The organism is Streptomyces sp. NPDC002671, assembly GCF_053592475.1.
Genome location: NZ_JBSFVU010000018.1, coordinates 54,240 through 70,120 on the forward strand (window position 1 = coordinate 54,240; position 15,881 = coordinate 70,120).

At 67.2% G+C, this 15,881-nt stretch carries 14 protein-coding genes and 2 pseudogenes; 6 read left to right on the plus strand and 10 right to left on the minus strand.

Annotated elements, in window-relative coordinates:
- Window positions 1-416: 416 nt before the first annotated feature.
- Both ACWD35_RS26515 and ACWD35_RS26520 read left to right on the plus strand, forming a co-directional pair.
- On the plus strand, window positions 417-1,178 hold the full coding sequence (locus ACWD35_RS26515; RefSeq protein ID WP_451353790.1) for a response regulator transcription factor: 762 nt from the start codon (window positions 417-419) through the stop codon (window positions 1,176-1,178).
- Complete coding sequence (locus ACWD35_RS26520; protein WP_451353791.1) at window positions 1,175-2,665, plus strand: sensor histidine kinase; 1,491 nt, start codon at window positions 1,175-1,177, stop codon at window positions 2,663-2,665. The genes ACWD35_RS26515 and ACWD35_RS26520 overlap by 4 nt, the downstream gene beginning before the upstream one ends.
- A 25-nt stretch (window positions 2,666-2,690) precedes the next feature.
- Here ACWD35_RS26520 and ACWD35_RS26525 read toward each other — a convergent pair whose 3' ends face one another.
- Window positions 2,691-3,194, minus strand: coding sequence for a YkvA family protein (locus tag ACWD35_RS26525; protein ID WP_451353792.1), 504 nt, complete (start codon window positions 3,192-3,194; stop codon window positions 2,691-2,693).
- On the opposite strand from ACWD35_RS26525, the gene ACWD35_RS26530 reads away from it, so the two are divergent.
- On the plus strand, window positions 3,093-3,335 hold the full coding sequence (locus ACWD35_RS26530; RefSeq protein WP_451353926.1) for an ATP-binding protein: 243 nt from the start codon (window positions 3,093-3,095) through the stop codon (window positions 3,333-3,335). The two genes, ACWD35_RS26525 and ACWD35_RS26530, sit on opposite strands and share 102 nt — an antisense overlap.
- Here ACWD35_RS26530 and ACWD35_RS26535 read toward each other — a convergent pair.
- From ACWD35_RS26535 to ACWD35_RS26545, 3 genes are read right to left on the minus strand one after another with little or no spacing between them, the layout of a single operon-like run.
- Entirely contained in the window at window positions 3,254-4,828 is a 1,575-nt protein-coding gene (locus ACWD35_RS26535; protein ID WP_451353793.1) for a multicopper oxidase family protein, read from the minus strand. The two genes, ACWD35_RS26530 and ACWD35_RS26535, sit on opposite strands and share 82 nt — an antisense overlap.
- Window positions 4,825-5,292 carry a hypothetical protein gene (locus tag ACWD35_RS26540; protein ID WP_451353794.1) on the minus strand — a complete coding sequence of 156 codons (468 nt, stop codon included), beginning with the start codon at window positions 5,290-5,292 and terminating at the stop codon, window positions 4,825-4,827. Before ACWD35_RS26540 ends, ACWD35_RS26535 begins: the two co-directional genes overlap by 4 nt.
- The gene (locus tag ACWD35_RS26545; RefSeq protein ID WP_451353795.1) at window positions 5,285-5,641 is read right to left on the minus strand and encodes a darcynin family protein; all 357 of its coding nucleotides are present in this window, start codon (window positions 5,639-5,641) and stop codon (window positions 5,285-5,287) included. Before ACWD35_RS26545 ends, ACWD35_RS26540 begins: the two co-directional genes overlap by 8 nt.
- A gap of 121 nt (window positions 5,642-5,762) precedes the next feature.
- On the opposite strand from ACWD35_RS26545, the gene ACWD35_RS26550 reads away from it, so the two are divergent.
- Window positions 5,763-6,515, plus strand: coding sequence for a TetR/AcrR family transcriptional regulator (locus ACWD35_RS26550; RefSeq protein ID WP_451353796.1), 753 nt, complete (start codon window positions 5,763-5,765; stop codon window positions 6,513-6,515).
- Between the two features lie 134 nt (window positions 6,516-6,649).
- On the opposite strand, the gene ACWD35_RS26555 is transcribed toward ACWD35_RS26550, so the two are convergent.
- On the minus strand, window positions 6,650-7,111 hold the full coding sequence (locus ACWD35_RS26555) for a MarR family winged helix-turn-helix transcriptional regulator (RefSeq protein ID WP_451353797.1): 462 nt from the start codon (window positions 7,109-7,111) through the stop codon (window positions 6,650-6,652).
- 130 nt (window positions 7,112-7,241) lie between these two features.
- Here ACWD35_RS26555 and ACWD35_RS26560 point away from each other — a divergent pair, with 130 nt between their 5' ends.
- On the plus strand, window positions 7,242-8,027 hold the full coding sequence (locus ACWD35_RS26560; protein WP_451353798.1) for an alpha/beta fold hydrolase: 786 nt from the start codon (window positions 7,242-7,244) through the stop codon (window positions 8,025-8,027).
- Between the two features lie 14 nt (window positions 8,028-8,041).
- Here the strand turns inward: ACWD35_RS26560 and ACWD35_RS26565 are convergent.
- The 5 genes and pseudogenes from ACWD35_RS26565 to ACWD35_RS26585 all read right to left on the minus strand — a co-directional run bounded on the left by ACWD35_RS26565 (window position 8,042) and on the right by ACWD35_RS26585 (window position 14,814).
- Window positions 8,042-9,666: pseudogene (locus ACWD35_RS26565) on the minus strand (ISAzo13 family transposase).
- Complete coding sequence (locus ACWD35_RS26570) at window positions 9,653-9,958, minus strand: aromatic acid exporter family protein (RefSeq protein WP_451353927.1); 306 nt, start codon at window positions 9,956-9,958, stop codon at window positions 9,653-9,655. Before ACWD35_RS26570 ends, ACWD35_RS26565 begins: the two are co-directional and overlap by 14 nt.
- A 201-nt stretch (window positions 9,959-10,159) precedes the next feature.
- A complete protein-coding gene (locus tag ACWD35_RS26575; protein ID WP_451353799.1) occupies window positions 10,160-11,002 on the minus strand; it encodes an alpha/beta fold hydrolase in 843 nt (280 codons plus the stop codon).
- A gap of 660 nt (window positions 11,003-11,662) precedes the next feature.
- Window positions 11,663-13,819 carry an FUSC family protein gene (locus ACWD35_RS26580; protein ID WP_451353800.1) on the minus strand — a complete coding sequence of 719 codons (2,157 nt, stop codon included), beginning with the start codon at window positions 13,817-13,819 and terminating at the stop codon, window positions 11,663-11,665.
- A 302-nt stretch (window positions 13,820-14,121) separates the two neighbouring features.
- Complete coding sequence (locus ACWD35_RS26585) at window positions 14,122-14,814, minus strand: type 1 glutamine amidotransferase domain-containing protein (RefSeq protein ID WP_451353801.1); 693 nt, start codon at window positions 14,812-14,814, stop codon at window positions 14,122-14,124.
- A 380-nt stretch (window positions 14,815-15,194) separates the two neighbouring features.
- On the opposite strand from ACWD35_RS26585, the pseudogene ACWD35_RS26590 reads away from it, so the two are divergent.
- A pseudogene (locus tag ACWD35_RS26590) lies at window positions 15,195-15,601 on the plus strand (transposase family protein); the annotation flags it as partial.
- Window positions 15,602-15,881: the final 280 nt, after the last annotated feature.

Here is a 15,881-nt window from a genome sequence, read left to right on the forward strand (position 1 = left end):
GAACGGCGATCAAGCGGATTACCAGAGCGAATACAACAGGCATCCCGAAAGTCCTCGTACAAAGCGAATCGCTTTCCTCCCCTTCAGTTGATTCCGTCGCAAGCGCTCCGGTCGATGCGAGATGACCCTGGATCAGTTTTCGACTGCGATTCGGATGGCTGAACGTCGCAGGGAGTCCCAACTCACTGCCCCCGAAAAGAACTTGCGTTCAACTGGGCCGGCCTCGGAGAACCGCTGGAATCACCCGGTGTTCGAGGTCTTGACTCTTTCCTTACTCCACGCTGGCGACATGCTGGATGTTGTCATCACATCGCGTCCAGCGGTTACGTCGTACGAGTGGCGAAAAGATCACCGGCTCGGGGGAGGTTCCGGCGTTTGCCCCACCCGCTCCGGCCGAAGTCTGTGAGCCTTTCGGCATGCGTGTTTTGCTGATCGAGGACGACGACCGGGTTGCCGGGCCGTTGATGGAGGGGCTGCGCCGCTTCGGGTTCACCGTGGAACACGCCAGAAGGGGGGCCGACGGCCTCGCCGCGCCGGAGGCGGCGATGGTGCTGTTGGACCTCGGGCTGCCGGACATGGACGGCATCGACGTCTGCCGTGCACTCCGGTCCCGCTCTTCGGTACCGATCATCATGATTACTGCCAGAGATGACGAGGTGGACCGGGTTCTCGGTCTGGAGCTGGGCGCGGACGACTATGTCTCGAAGCCGTTCGGCGTGCGGGAGCTGGTCGCCCGGATCCGTGCGGTCACCCGCCGCGCCCGGCCCGAGGTGCCGGCCACGCACCGAGAGGAGCCTGGTCCCTCAGACGGCCTGGCACAGCGCGGGACGCCCGACGTCCAGCGGATCGGCCCGCTGACCATCGACCGCCGCACCCGTCAGGTACGGCTGAACCAGTCACCGATCGCCCTCGCGCCCAAAGAGTTCGACCTGCTCGTCTGCCTCGCCGAAGACCCCGGAGCCGTCTGCTCTCGTCGGCAGATTCTCGACACGGCATGGGAACCGAACTACTTCGGCCCCACCAAGACCCTGGACGTCCACATCGCCGCGCTGCGCCGCAAACTCGGTGACTCCTCCTGGATCGAGAACATCCGCGGAATCGGCTTCCGCCTCGTCCCTCCGGCACACGTCGACGCCGCGTCCGCGTCAAGGTCGGCGCGCGACGGAGGGCCCCGATGACGCGTCGGCTTCTGCTCAGCTATCTGAGCCTCATACTGCTCGTCCTGCTCGCGCTCGAAGTGCCGTTCGGTATTTTCTACGCCCGCAGCGAGCTGTCCCGCTTCTCCCACGCCGCTCAGCAAGGGGCGATGACGCTCGCCGAGGTCTGCGAAGACAAGATGGAGCATGGACTGGCATCCGACCTGCCCGAACTGGCTCGCGCGTACGGGCAGCGAACCGGCAGCCGGGTGCTCGTCGCCGGCCGGAAGGGCATGGTCCTCACCGACACCGCTGCCCTTGCTCCGGTCGGCAAGGATCTGTCTGCCGAGCCGGACATCTCCGCTGCACTGCGCGATCACCCGGCCGTCGGTACCCGGAGCGACCTCTTTGCCGGTGGCGAAGTCCTCTTCGTGACCGTTCCGGGTGGCTCCGACGCCACCGTCCCCTGTGTGGTGCGGACGGTGTATCCGCTCACGCCGTTCAAGGAAAAGGTCCACGCCATCTGGCTGGCTCTCGCCGTCGTCGGGCTGGGGGTGCTGGCCGCCGTCACCCTGATCGGCTTCGCGCTCGCCCGCTCGATCACTCGCCCCGTCCGGGCCCTGGAACGCGCCACCGCCCAACTCGCCGAAGGCGGGATCACCGATCCGCCGGCCGCCGATCACGGACCCCCCGAATTGCGTCGGCTGGCTGCGTCGTTCACAAGGACCGCGACCCGGCTGCAGCACTTGCTCCAAGCTCAGCAGGCGTTCGCCTCCGAGGTGTCGCACCAGCTCAAGACTCCGCTGACCTCACTACGCCTTCGCCTGGAGAACTTCGAACCGCACCTTGCCCCCTGCGCCCAGGACAGTCTCGACAAAGCACTCGCCGAACTGGAGCGGCTCAGCCGTATGGTGCAGGGACTGCTCGCGCTCGCCAGGCTGGAGAACTCCGCGATCAGGCCGGAGGCGGTCGATCTCGACGCCGTCGTCGCCGATCGCGCGGCCATCTGGACAGCCTTCGCCGACGAACAACACGTCGGCATCATCGTCTCCGGAGCCGCAGCTGTCCGCGTGTGGGCGGTCCCAGGAGCACTGGAGCAGATCATCGACAATCTGCTCTCCAACGCGCTGCGCGTGTCCCCGCCGGGAACCGGCATCACGCTGGCCGTCATCACATCCCCGGGGGAAGGCGACCACGCAGCGCCCATGGCCGAGCTGCATGTGATCGACCAAGGGCCCGGCATGACCGCGGCAGAACGGCAGAGAGCCTTCGACCGGTTCTGGCGGGCCGCCGATGCCGACCACGACGGCACGGGTCTCGGCCTGCCGATGGTCCAGCGACTCACTCGCGCCAGCGGTGGTGATGTCACCCTGGAGGCAGCCTCCGGCGGTGGGCTCGACGCCGTCGTCCGCCTCCGGTGCGCCCAGGGGCGCAATCTCCGGGAACGCCTGGGTACCGCGGCGGACGCTCACTTCGCAGCTCGGACTGCGGGACCGCGTTCGACGGCTCGTGCGGGCCGCGGCGGCTGAGTCCCGCGCGGTGAGGGCGACACGCCTACGTCTGAGGGGCAGCGGGCGCTCCCGCGAGACGGCATACGGCGTTCAGGCCGTCGGGAGTGCCCGGCCAGTGCCGTGCGAGGGCGTCGGTGCCGGACTGCCGGATGACGGTGCGCAGCACCAGGGCTACGGCGATGGCGTCGTCGGCATAGCCGAGGACCGGGATGAAGTCGGGTACGAGGTCGATGGGCAGGGCCAGATAGCCGGCCAGGATCCACAGCAGCCAGCGGGTGCGGCGGGGCAGCGCCTTGTCGCGAGCAAGGCGGGAGACCAGGCGGAGCAGGTCGGGCTCTCGTTCATCGGATCCACTCCCGCGTGCCGTACTCGCTCCCTTGGGCGCGGCCGGGGCGCCGTACAAGTGGCCCAGCAATACAGCAACACCGAGGACCTGCCGAGTGAGCTGCCCCGCGTCTTCGACCGCTTCTACCGCGCCGACAGAGCCCGCAGCCTGCCCGGCTCCGGGCTGGGCCTGGCGATCGTGCACACCGTCGCCGAAGCCCACGGCTCGGCCTTGTGCGACATGCACTGCTCCGGCTGCGGTGCTGGGGGCGCGATCACACCTCACACCACCTGGAAGTTGGCCATCATCGCCATGTCCTCGTGCTCCAGGTTGTGGCAGTGCAGCATGTACCGGCCGCGGTAGCCACGGAACCGGACCAGTACGTCAACGACCTCGTAAGGGCGGACGTCGACCGTGTCCTTCCAGCCCGCGTCGGTGGGCTCGGGCGCCCGGCCGCCGCGCGACAGGACCTGGAAGTGGGCCAGGTGCAGATGCACGGGATGGTGGAAGTCGCTGGTGAAACGCCAGCGTTCGACGGTGCCCAGGCGCGGCCGGGCCAGCACTTCCGAGGTGCTGAACGGGCGCCCATTGATGGTCCACGCGTCGTCGGAACGGCGGAAATCGAAATGCCGGGTGCCGACGGCCGACGCCGGGTGCAGGGCGGCGTACCGGGAGAGGCGGGCGGGGACGTGGCTGTGATCCTTCTCCTTACGGGCGATGCGGAAGCGCATGACCTGGTGCATGTGGCCGTCCGCCAGGGTGTTGACCAGGGTGACATAACTGCCGACCGGGCATCCGGTGAAGTCCACTACCACGTCGAAGCGTTCCCCCGGCGCCATGGGGATGCCGGCCAGCGGCTGGGGAGCCGCGAGCAGACCGCCGTCGCCCCCGATCTGCACGAAGGGCAGCGTGCCACCGTGCTCCTTTTCCAGCATCAGGCGGTAGCGGCGGGCGTTGGAGGCGTTGAGCAGCCGCAGCCGGTGCCGGGTCGCGGAGACCTCGGCCGCGGGCCACGGGGCGCCGTTCACCAGCTGGACGTCGCCGAGCACGCCGTCCATGTAGGCGTCCTCGACTCCGGGGGTACCGGTGCAGGCCGGCGAGTGGCCGGGGTACCGGAAGGAGCCGTCCTCCTCGAAGGAGCGGTCGCAGATCAGCAGCGGGATGTCCCGCTCTCCCCCGGGCAGCGGCAAGGCGTCCTCCTCCTGGTCGTGGACGAGGAACATCCCGGCCAGGCCGCGCCAGACCTGCGGGGCGCTGAAGTCCATGCGGTGGTCGTGGTACCAGAGCGTCGCGGCCCGCTGGTCCATCGGGTACTCGTAGGTTTTGCAGCCCTCCGAGACGGTCCAGTCGGACGCCGGGGCGCGCATGCCCTCCATGCCGTGCGTCATGCCCCGGGCCTTGAACTCGGCACCGCACTGCGCGGGCACCAGCACATCGGTCGGGTAGCCGTCGGAGTGCGGCGGGGTGACGCCCCCGTGCAGGTGCAAGGAGGTGGGCACGGACAGCTTGTTGAGGACCCGTACCTCCATCCTGCGGCCGGAGCGGGCGGTGAAGGTGGGGCCGGGGAAGATGCCGTCATAGCCCCAGATGCTCGTGTTCAGCCCGGGGATGATCTCTGCGGTCGCCCGGCGCTGGGTGATGTCGTACTGATCGGTTCCGCCCGTGGTGCGGGACGGGCGGGCATGTGGCGGCACGGGCAGCGGCACCGCGAACTGCCGGGGCCGCCGGATCCTGCTGGGGAGGACCGTTCCGGTGCGTTCGCCCGACCACTTGGCGTACGCCGCCGCTCCGGCGGGTATGGCGAGGCCGGCCGTGATGCCCGCTGTGAGCCCCAGAAATCGTCGACGCGACGTCACCTGTGGTCGTTCTCCCCGTACTTGTACGTGCACGCCCAGTAGGACAGCACCGCACCGGCACCGAACACGCCGAGGGCCAGGGGGACATGGCCGCCCAGCATCCGGGCAGCGCCCAGCCCCATCTGTGCGCCGACGAGCACGACCAGTCCGACCGCGAGCGCGAAGGGCCAGGCCGGTCCCGTCATCGAACGCCACACCAGCAGGGCGGCCACGGCTTCGACGAGGACGAGCGTGGCAAGCACCTGCGCGTTGGCCGCGTGCAGGTCGAGGAAGCGCACGTCACCGGTGATGAACAAGCCGGCCAGGGCCGCCTGGAGCAGGGTGTCGAACAGGAACAGCAGCGAGGTGGTACGGAGCAGGGTGAGGGGCCAGGTACGGGGCCGCTCCGCGGGTCTGCCGGACGGCGGCGCCTCTTCCGCAGGGCATGGACGTGTAACTGTGGCCCCTGCGGACGTGTCAGGCATGTGCCACCTCACCGCCGTCTGCGCGGGTCTGCGCCTCGAACGTCTGGAACCCGTCCTCGACGCCCAGGAAGACGTCGTTCATCACCAGGTAGCCCTGCGCGATGAGCGGCGAGTCTCGCAAGTCCTCGATGAGGAAGTAGTACGCCTTGAGGTCTTCGGTCTCCAGCAGGGCGAAGTCGGAGAAGGCGGTGTTGAACGCCTCCGCGTCGAAGAAACGGGCCGAGACGCGGTCGGCGTACCTGGCGAAGACGGGATGGACGTGGGTTGCCACCATCGCGTTCCGCTCCTCACGGGAAAGCGCCAGCCAGGCTGGGGTGAAGGTGTAGGTCAGGATGATCGTGGTCTTCACGGCAGCGACTCCCCGATTCCGTAAACGCCGTTAGCTTACGGCGTTTACTAGAGGTGATCGGCGTTAACATTGTCAAGTGCGGGCCGGTCGGCGGAGCCGCAGTAGGGCAGGAGAGACATCCGTGAGCAGCGACATCGCCCCGGCGTCGGCGCTACGGGCGCGGCAACGCGAAGAGGCGCGGGAGCGCCAGCGCGCCGAAACGAAATCCGAGATCCTTCGGCATGCCCGCCAGTTGCTGGTGACCGAGGGCTCGGCCGCGGTCTCCCTGCGTGCCATCGCGCGCGAGATGGGAATGACCGCGCCGGGGCTGTACCGCTACTACGCCGACCACCGCGAGCTGGTCCAGGCCCTCACGGCCTCCCTCTACGACGAGCTGGCCGCCGCCCTGGAGCACGCCCGCGACCGGGCACCCGAGCAGTCCCCGCGGGGACGCTTCACCGCCACCGCACGAGCACTACGGAACTGGGCGTTGCGCCACAAGCCGGAGTTCGCGCTCATCTTCAGCAAGCCGATGCCCGACGCCGGCTGCGCCCCGGGTGACCCCTGCCATGCGGCCAGTTGGCGCTTCGGCGGCGTCTTCGTCGGCCTCATGATGGAGTTCTGGCGGGCGGGCACCCTCCCGCTGCCAGAGCCCGGCGCCCTCGACCCGGACTGGCTCCCTCAGCTGGAGGAGATGCGGGAACACATCGGCTCCGAACCACCCCTGGAAGCCCTGTACGTCTTCCTTCTCGCCTGGTCCCGCCTGTACGGCATGGTGTCCATGGAGGTGTTCGGGCACCTGGACTTCGCCCTGACCGATCCCGAGCCGCTGTTCGAGCACAGCCTCCGCGACATCGCGGGTCTGCTCCAGACCGACCCGGGAACCGACCGGTAACCCCTCCCCCAACGCTCCAGGGTCAGGGCCTTGGGCGGCACTTCGGCGGGCCAGCTCGAGACCATGGCCGGTGTCGATCTCGCCCTGCCAGCAGTTGACCACCGGCAGCCGCCGCGGACGCCCCTTGCGCCGGCTCAGTGGGCGGCGGCGTCCGGATGGACGGCGTCGCGGACGATGCGCAGAGCGGTGTTCAGCGCGTGGAGTTGCTCTGCGGTCAGCCGGCCGGTGAACCAGTGCTCGATCGCGTCGAGATGGCCGGGAAGGATCCGCTCGAGGAGGTCTGCACCCTCGGCGGTCAGGACCGCGTAGGTGCTGCGGCGGTCGTCGAGACGGGCCTCGCGCCGGACCTCACCGCGGCGCTGCAGGCGGTCGACGACGCGGGTGACGCCGCTGGTCGAGAGGGAGGTCTGGGCGGCCAGGTCGCTGAGCCGCAGCCGCCGGCCGGGCGAACGGCTCAGCCGTACCAGGACGTCGAAGTCCAGCGCCGACAGGCCGCCCAAGGTGGGCGCCAGCCGGGCGAGCAGCCCGTCGTGGGCTTCCAGGAGCAGCCCCATCGCAGTGAAGCGGGCGTCGTCAAAGAGATCCGGTGCGGGCATGGCTGGAGCCTAGCAGCAGTACTTGCGGTGCGGATAGTTGACATGAGGAATATCGAACGCACATAGTTGCACCACGGAAATTCCGCGCCGCAACTAAATGGGCGCGTCGATCCACAGGGGAGAGATGACCATGGCCACAGTCGCCGCAGGAAACGCTCAGGTGCACTACGACGTGACAGGCACCGGACCGGCCCTCGTCCTGGCGCACGGCACCGGCTCCGCGGGCGCCGAGCTGACGTGGGGCCAGATCGCGCCCGTGTTCGCCGATCGACACACCGTCATCACACCCGACCTGTCCGGCACCGAGCAGACCACCGACGACGGCGCGCCGCTGACCATCGACGGCCTGGCCGAACAGGTCATCGCCGTCATCGAGGATGCCGGGACGGGCCCGGTCGACTTGCTGGGGTTCTCCATGGGCGCACCTGTCGTCGCCGCAGTCGCAGCCACCCGGCCCGATCTCGTACGGCGCCTGATCACGGTCGCCGGCTGGGCGCACACCGACGCCGACGAATACATGAGGAACCTCTTCACCCTGTGGCAGCGGCTCGGCCAGGTGGACGCCGAAAGCTTCGGCCGCAGCGTCACCATGACCGGCTTCAGTCGCGGCTTCCTCAACACCATCGGCCGCGACGAGGTCGAGAAGCTCGTGCCCAACATGCCGCCCACACCCGGCACCCTGCGCCATGTCGACCTGGATCTACGCGTGGACATCCGCCACCTGCTGCCGCAAATCCAGGCGCCGACACTGGTGGTGGGATGCTCCCAGGACGCCACCGTGCCCGTGGAGCACAGCCGGGCCCTGCACGCGGCGATACCGGGCAGCACGTACGCCGAAATCGACGCCGGTCACGTCGCGTTCTTCGAAAAGCCGGACGACTTCGTAAAACTGGTCCGGGAGTTCATCGCCCACTAAGGGCCTGCGAATCATTAACACGTCGTCTTGATCTTGCTGTTGGGGTCGTTGGTTTGGGCGATGACTCGGGTCTGGAGAGTTGCGAGAGCGGTGGGTGGGGTGGTGGCTGGTGGGATGACGATGCCGTGTGCCTTGAGCAGTTTCCTGATCTTCAGCAGGGTGCGGTGCATGGCGGTGCGGCTGCTGTTGAACAGCACGGCGAGGGGTTCCGCTGCGAGGGCGACTCGTAGGTGGAGCACGGTGGCCAGGACCTGGTCGGGGAAGGCGAGCCGGGGTGGGCGGCCTCGGCGGGTGTCACCGTCCGGGGGCAGGGTCTGGGTCAGATCGTTCAGCTGGTGTGGGGTCATTCCGGTCAGTGCGGGGTCGGACAGCACGGCCGGGTCCCACTCCGGCGCCTGTGTCTGCGGGGCTCGGGGTGCCGGGATAGGCGGGGCCGGCTGGGGGTGCAGGGCATAGTTCCAGTCGCCGTGGAAAGGGTGGCGGGTCAGCGGCAGGGCTGCCATATCCGCGTCACCGATGGTGACTCCGGTCGGGTAGGCGTTGGTGTCCAGCTCGGCCATGACGCGCAGGCCGGCGCGGGTCGTGGTGGCGGCGATGGACTGGACGATGACTTCGTGGCTGGTCAGCGGGCATCCGCGCCAGTTCATGGTGATGTGCGAGAAGAGCCGGTGCTCGATCTTGTTCCACTTCGATGTGCCCGGAGGCAACAGACCGTGATCGTCAGCCCCGTTTCGGCGGCGAGGCGGGCGAGTTCGAGTTTCCAGGCCCGGGTCCGGTAGCCATTGGAGCCGCCCGCATCGGCGCTGATCAGCAGCCGTGTCGCCTGCGGGTAGGCGGCCTTGCCCTGGCCGTGCCACCAGCGGCGGATCGATTCCACCGCGAACGCGGCCGTGTCGTGATCGGTGCCGACGTTGACCCAGCCGGTGTTCGCTGTGACGTCGTAGATGCCGTAGGGGATGGCCTTGCCCAGCTGGGGGTCGGCGAAGTCGTGGACGTTCACCGGCGCCGGATCACCGGCAGGCCGCCACTGCCGGCCGTTGGACTTGAACTGGCCGACGAGTTCCTTCTTCTTGGTGTCCACGCTGATCACCGGCTGTCCGGCGTCCCGGTGCTTGCGTGCCTGCTCGTTGAGATAGCGGAACTGGGCGTCTCGGTCCGCGTGCTGGCCGCCCTCGAGCGTCTTGGCGTTCGCCTGGAGGCTGAAGCCTTCCTCCCCCAGCAACTCGGCAACGGTGTTGGCGCTGACTTTGTGCCCGGCCCGGGTCAGCTCCCGCGCCAGAACACGGGTCGACTTCACCGTCCACCGCAGCGGCGACATCGGATCACCTCGCTCGTCCGGCTCGACCAGCGCCAGCAGCGCGGGCCGCAGCCCCGGATCGATATCCGCGATCCGCTTGCGACCCCCGCCCGGCCGCCGCACCCGCCCCAGCGGCTCCTCACCGGTCTCCAACTCAAACACACCCTTGCGGACCGTGGTTTCGCTCGCCGCAGCCGCCTGCGCGACGGCCCGGATACCGCCATGTCCAAGTAACCGGGCCTCGGCCCCCATGAGCAGCCGCCGCTGCCGCTCATCCAGGTGCGGGAACAACACCGCGAACTTCACGGTGAGTTGGTCGCGGGTCTCGTCAGGGATGCGCATACCACACCAACGAGTCCCAGATCGCGAAGCAACATCTTGATTCTCCGCAGGCCCTTAGCCCGGGCACCAGGACGCCCAAGCCCACGAGCAGGGCGAGGCCCCACGTTTGAAAGGGCAAGAACGCGACGTAAACCAGGCAGAGTACGAAGCTGATGAGCGTCGCCGACATGCGAGCGATCGCCGCTGTCGCACTCTTCCTTTTGCATTCCCGGACCGCGAAAATCGCCGAAATCTCAGCCCGCGTGCCGCAGAGTTGCCCCTCCTCGTAGGGCTGATGAGTGCTCGACCAAATTCTAGTGGCCGCTCAGTAGTTCAGCAGACTGGCCGGACCGACCTCGATTGAGAACCTCAGCAGCATTTGGTGAACTCGCCGTCGCCGCCGTTCTGTGACCACCGCTTCAGGATTCAGGAACGAGGTTCGTCACGCTTTCTGCCGACAGCAGCCGCGGTGTGGAACCGCAACCCGCGGCTGCGGCGGGTCATGCCTGTTCGTCTACTGGTTGCCGGAGTTGTGGGCGGCGGTGAGGATGAGATCTGTGACGGCTTGGGGGTGGGAGACCAGGGACACGTGTGAGGAGTTGATCTCCACTGTCTTGCGTGCGTGTGCGCGTTTGGCCTCGTATCGTTCGAGGCTCGGGTTGATGCCCCGGTCCTGTTTGCCGACGAGCACGTAGACGGGCTTGTCTCGCCAGGCTGCTTCGGTGAGTTGGTCGGTGAAGGCCGACAGTGCGATCGGGCGCTGTGTCGAGGCGATGATGGAGGCCTGCTGCTGGGAGAGGTCCTGGGCGAAGGTGGCGTGGACTTTGCCGGGTTGGATGTACACGTCGGTGCCGGTGGTGCCGTCGCCGTTGCGGAACGGGACCTGTGTCAGCGCCTTGGCGAGCGGGGCTGCCGGGAACTTGCTGGAGAGGCTGGCGAAGGACTCTCCCTTGTCCGGCATGATCGCGTTGATGTACACGAGTGCCTTGACGTTGTCGAGGCCGGCGGCCGCCTGTGAGATCACTTCGCCGGCGTAGGAGTGTCCGACGAGGACGATCGGTCCCTTGATGGTCTTCAGGAGGCTGTTCAGGTAGGTCGAGTCCTGGGGTATGCCGCGCAGGGTGTTGGGTGGGGCGATGACGTGGTAGCCGTCGTGCTGCAGGCGCTGCACCACTGCGTTCCAGCTGGAGCCGTCGGCGAATGCTCCGTGCAGGAGCACTATGGTCGGCTTCTGGCCCTGCGGGGCTTTGCCGGGATCGTCTGTGGCCTGGGCCGGCACCACGGTGAGGGCGGAGAGGAGCGCCACTCCGAGGGCCAGTCTGCCCTTGCCTGATTTGAGGATTCCCAATGCGGTCATGTGCTTCCACTTCCCCGGCGTAGAACGTGAACTTCGCCTTTTCGGTGGCTTGGAACCGTGAGGATCGTGCGGAAGGCGTCGGCCACAGCCGCCACGATTGACGTGTGCGGTCGGCTCCGTGAACCCGAAAGGGGCCTACGACGTGGAAGTCGTGATGGTCCGCGTTCCGCTGTATACCATCTTCGCGTGTCTGCGCTTGCCGCGCATCCGATGCCGTGCTTGAGTCATACCGTTTGATTTATGGCTATCACAATGACGAGTCCTGTGACAGGTGAGGTCCTCGAGAGGTTCGACGAACTGACTCCCGAGGAACTGGAGGGCAGCTTGCCCGGGCGGCGACCGCAGCCGCCTCGTACCGGTTGACGAGCGTCGAGGAGCGGGCGGCGGGATGGCTGCAGCATGTGGCATGCGCGAGTTCATGAACGCCAAAACCGTCTGGATCGGCCAAGACGCCTAAGGCAGCCGAAATTCTCCGACCGTCGCTTCACCGAAGCCCGTCGCACTGCACCCTCCGGGACCGGAGCGCGAGCAGGCATGCAAGTGCGCCGGCCCAAGTTGCGGCACGTTGGAGCGTCGTCGGCCACGACGAGGGCGTCGGCCCGGAAGCCGATCGCTCACCCCGCAGAACCCCGGGGCAGGCCGATGATGAATGTGACCGCGTCATGGACGCCGGCTCTGACTCGCCCGCGGCCTGCCGACAGCGGCGGCCTCCCGCACAGAACCGATGATCTCCCTCTGCAGGAGTCGCAGCGTGTCGAGGTGGTCTGCTGTCCAAATCACCCTCACCGCCGCGGAAGCCTCATACCCGCCTCCGTCTGCGCTCAGATCACGGTGCAGGGCCTCCTTGAATGCATCGTTCACCGCCGGTGGACTCACTGTGCGAGGAGAGGCCGCACGGCCTGCCAGTGCGCGGCCGGATGTCTCGAACCAGGCCACGATCGGCACGCAGGCGCCCAGGGTCGCGACACAGGCGGCGGCTCGATCCCCTCGGGGCTGATGTCCCGCGCGCGACCACAGGTCGGCTACGGCATCTCCGGTCAGCCGCAGGGCGGAGACCGTGTTGACCAAGCAGCTCACCTCGGGCAGCGCGAGCCGCTTGGTACCGCGCTCTGCCAGGTATCCGCGGAAGGCGTCGTCGAGTCGCCGAGCGGAGGCCGAGGCCAACCACCTGTCCTCACCCGAGGACGCTGAGGGCTCCACCCAGCCGTCGCATTTCATCAGCCCGGAGGTGACGGTGCTACGTAGGTACCGGGCTGCGTCCTGGAATGCTTCGCACAGCGCCTGGCCCAAGGCGGAGCCTGCGCCCCGCGGCCAGAACAGGACCCCCACGACGAGGCTCACCGCGCATCCGAGCGTCATGTCCTCGATCCGGATCAGTCCGACCTCCCACCCAACGGGGTCGATGATGCTGAAGAGGATCAGCAGGACCACGGTGAAGCCGGCCTGCCCGGCCGTGAAGGAGGTGATGGATGGTTCAAGCCCTATCAGCACGATCGCGAACGGGAGTACCACCCACAAGGCGACGGGATGGGCGCCGAGCGCAAGGATGACAGCCACACCGATGGCGAAGCCGATGATGGTTCCCAGCAGTGCGCGACCGACGGTCTGACCTGTGTTCACGGCATTGGAGCGCAGTACGGCCAAGGTGCCGAAGACGACCCAGAATGAATGGCCCAGGCCGCTGAGCTGGGCGAGGACCACAGCGAGGCTGAGAGCGGCAGCGCCTCGCAGGCTGTTGTGCAGCCATACGGAGTTGCGGTTGAGGTGTGCCGCGAGGCGATCACGTGCCGATGACAAGGCGGGGGCCGTGTTCACAGGCTGTTGTCCGAGCAACTGCTGCCACCACATGCGTTGCTGTGCTGCCACGGCGAGCTCGATGTCCCCGGCGATTGCCGCCGTAATGAAGCTGATTCTTTTGACGCGGAAACCGGGCTCCAGCGAAGCGATCAACGCTGTGACCGGCTCAGACGCCGTGTCAGGCACTGTCCCGGTCGAGGCCTGGGCCGACTTCGCCGCCAGGCTTTCGGGGAGAGAGCCGGTCAGCACCTCCTCGAGTCGTGCTCCCGATGCTTCCAGCCGACCGATGTCAGAGGCCAGGCCGCGAGGCGGGCTCGTGCCGGACTGCAGGAGTGACGCTGCGTGCTCAAGGACGGCTGCGGCCGCGAACTCGACGTCGCACACGACTGACCAGCTCATAGGGTCATGTTTCTTCGGCTGGGCCTGTTGCAGGACGTTGCCGAGCCAGAAGACCTGGTCGACCAATCGAACCAGTGCCCGGGCCGTCGTGGACACCCCGGTGGGACGGTACGGGGTCGCGTAGAAGGCCTTCCGAAGGGCGGCGGCGGCGTTACCCGTCTCCTGTGCTGCCGCATCGAGCGCCGCGGTGCTCGGGATGGACGCACGGACGCAGTCGGTTTCGGCACGCAGGTGCTTGGCCATCACGGCGCAGGCACCGGCGAGGGAGGTGCGTAGGGGTTCGCTGACTGGACGCGGCCACATGACGCCGACCGCAGTGATGGTTGCCGCTCCTCCGAGGGACCAACTGGCTATTCGGAAGGGGATCGAACTCACCGGCCCGATGAGTGTGGCGGGAAGCACGAAACTGATCAGCAGTGATGTTCCCGCGCTGGCGAGGGCGGAGCTGATGACACCGGAGAACAGCACGGCGAACGCGACCAGGAACGTGGCTACACCTGCGAGCCAGACCAACTGGCCGGCCAGGCTCCCGAGGCACAGCAACACAGTGGAGACCAGGACCAGACTGAGCTGTTGAGCCACCCGTTCCCGTATCGGGCCACTGAAGTCCACGAACAGCATCCACCATCGGGCTGAAGGCCGCGAAGACCGCCATGACCGGATTCCCGATGACGAGGAATGTCAGTGCAAACAGCGAAGGCGTGATGATCGCGACGCGAAGTGCACGCCGCAATGCCGAGAGACCCGGGTCCTGCTCGCGCACCCACGCCACCACCGGGCTCCCTGCCGGACCGCCACGGTGCACTACGCGTCCGGTACTGCTGGTCTTCGCCGGGTCACCCCGGTTCGTCGTACGGAACATCAGGACGGCCGATGGCCTGTCACCCCCGTGGGGCCCGCGACCGTCGAACAGCATGTGATCACTAAAGCGATTTCAGCATCTCCTGCGCGAGAGGGCCGGATGACGCGGGATTCTGCCCTGTGTACAGGTTGCGGTCCACAATTGTGTACGGCTCCCAGGCGGGCCCACGTGAGTAGTCCGTGGGAAGCTTCTTCAGCTCGTCTTCGAGCAACCACTTCGCCTTATCGGCGAACCCGACTCCCGCTTCCTCCTCGTTGCAGAAGCCGGCCACACGGTACCCCGCGAAAGGTGTGTTGCCGTATTCGTCGCGCGTGGCAAGCAGCGCGGCCGGAGCGTGACAGACGATGCCCAGTGGCTTACCGGAAGCGAGTGCCCTGCGCAGGAAGATCCCGGAATCGGCATCGACCGCGAGATCCTCCATCGGTCCGTGCCCGCCGGGGTAGTAGACGGCGTCGAAATCCTCGAGCTTCACGTCCTTGAGGACGACCGGATGACGCAGTTCCTCGGCTTCTTCGAGGACAGCTGTCAGCGCGAGCATGTTCTCCTCGCCGCCGGTCATGCGGGGCTGGAGGCTCATCGTGTCCACGACAGGGATGACGCCGCCCGGTGTTGCCACGGTGATCTGGTGGCCGGCCTCCTTGAACGCGCTGTAAGGGGCGGCGAACTCCTCGGCCCAGTACCCCGTTGGATGCCGGTGGCCGTCCCGCAGGGTCCAGTAGCTTGCGCCGGTGACCACAAAGAGAACTCTGCCCATGGATTCCTCCTGGTGCTGTCGCGCGCGAGATGATGCGCGTATCGACATCGCGACCAATAGCTCATAGGCGGTCGCCCCCCACGCTACCCCGAGGCGGGATGAGCGGCAACGTAAAGCAGCCCTGTCGTAAGTATCCCGTGTGGCACTTAAATTCAACCACTGGCATTCATATTCAAGCTGACAGGAATTCCAGAAGAGTTGAGAATAGTCCGCGGCGAACAAGTGAGATGCCCGGCAGGCGGCTGTATAGGTTCGTCGTCGTCGGACAGCACGCAGAATGGGGTGGCGAGAGGGGTACGGGAAGTGCGAGCGGTGTCCCCGCAAAGACCTGACCCCCTGCCAGTAAAGTCAGCATTGGGTCAGCATCAGTCCGAAAAATCCAAGCGAAGAACTATCGGTACTCCATCAATCACCAGGTCGTCATCGACGCCGACAGCCAGCTGGTCGTTGTCGTCGGACGTCCTGTCCCCGGCAACCGCAACGACTGCAAGGCGTGGGCGAGTCCGGTGCCAGGGCCGCCGTCGGCAAGACCATCACGATCGCCGACGGCGGCTACCCGGGCACCGGACTGGTCATCCCACACCGCCGCCCGGCGGGAGGCGAGCTGTGCGACTGCAAGCGTGAGCACAACCGTTCCCACAAGCGGGTCCACGCGCGCGTTGAGCACGTCTTCGCGCGCATGAAGACCTGGAAGATCCTGGGAGACTGCCATCTCAAGGGCGACGGCGCCCAGCACGCCATGCTCGGCATCGCCCGCTTCCAGAACCTCCTCCAGGCGGCGGTATAGCGAGCCGCCCTTCATCACCAACTTCCCTACTTTTCCAATCGAATTACTAGGGAAGCCTTGACGATGTTCAGCAAGGGTGCGCAGGATGATGGACATGCTCCGTACGCAGCAGCGACTCGTTCGTCGTCGGCATGTCGACTTTTGTCGCGTCGTCAGCGCCGCCTGCTGTCACGCGTGAGGCACGCGGCTCACACATCCGCCCGTGCCGCGCCGCTCCTGCGGTATCCCCGTCACGTGCATGCGCGCGATCGGTAGGTGGCCGCCCCGGCCAGCCGGAGAG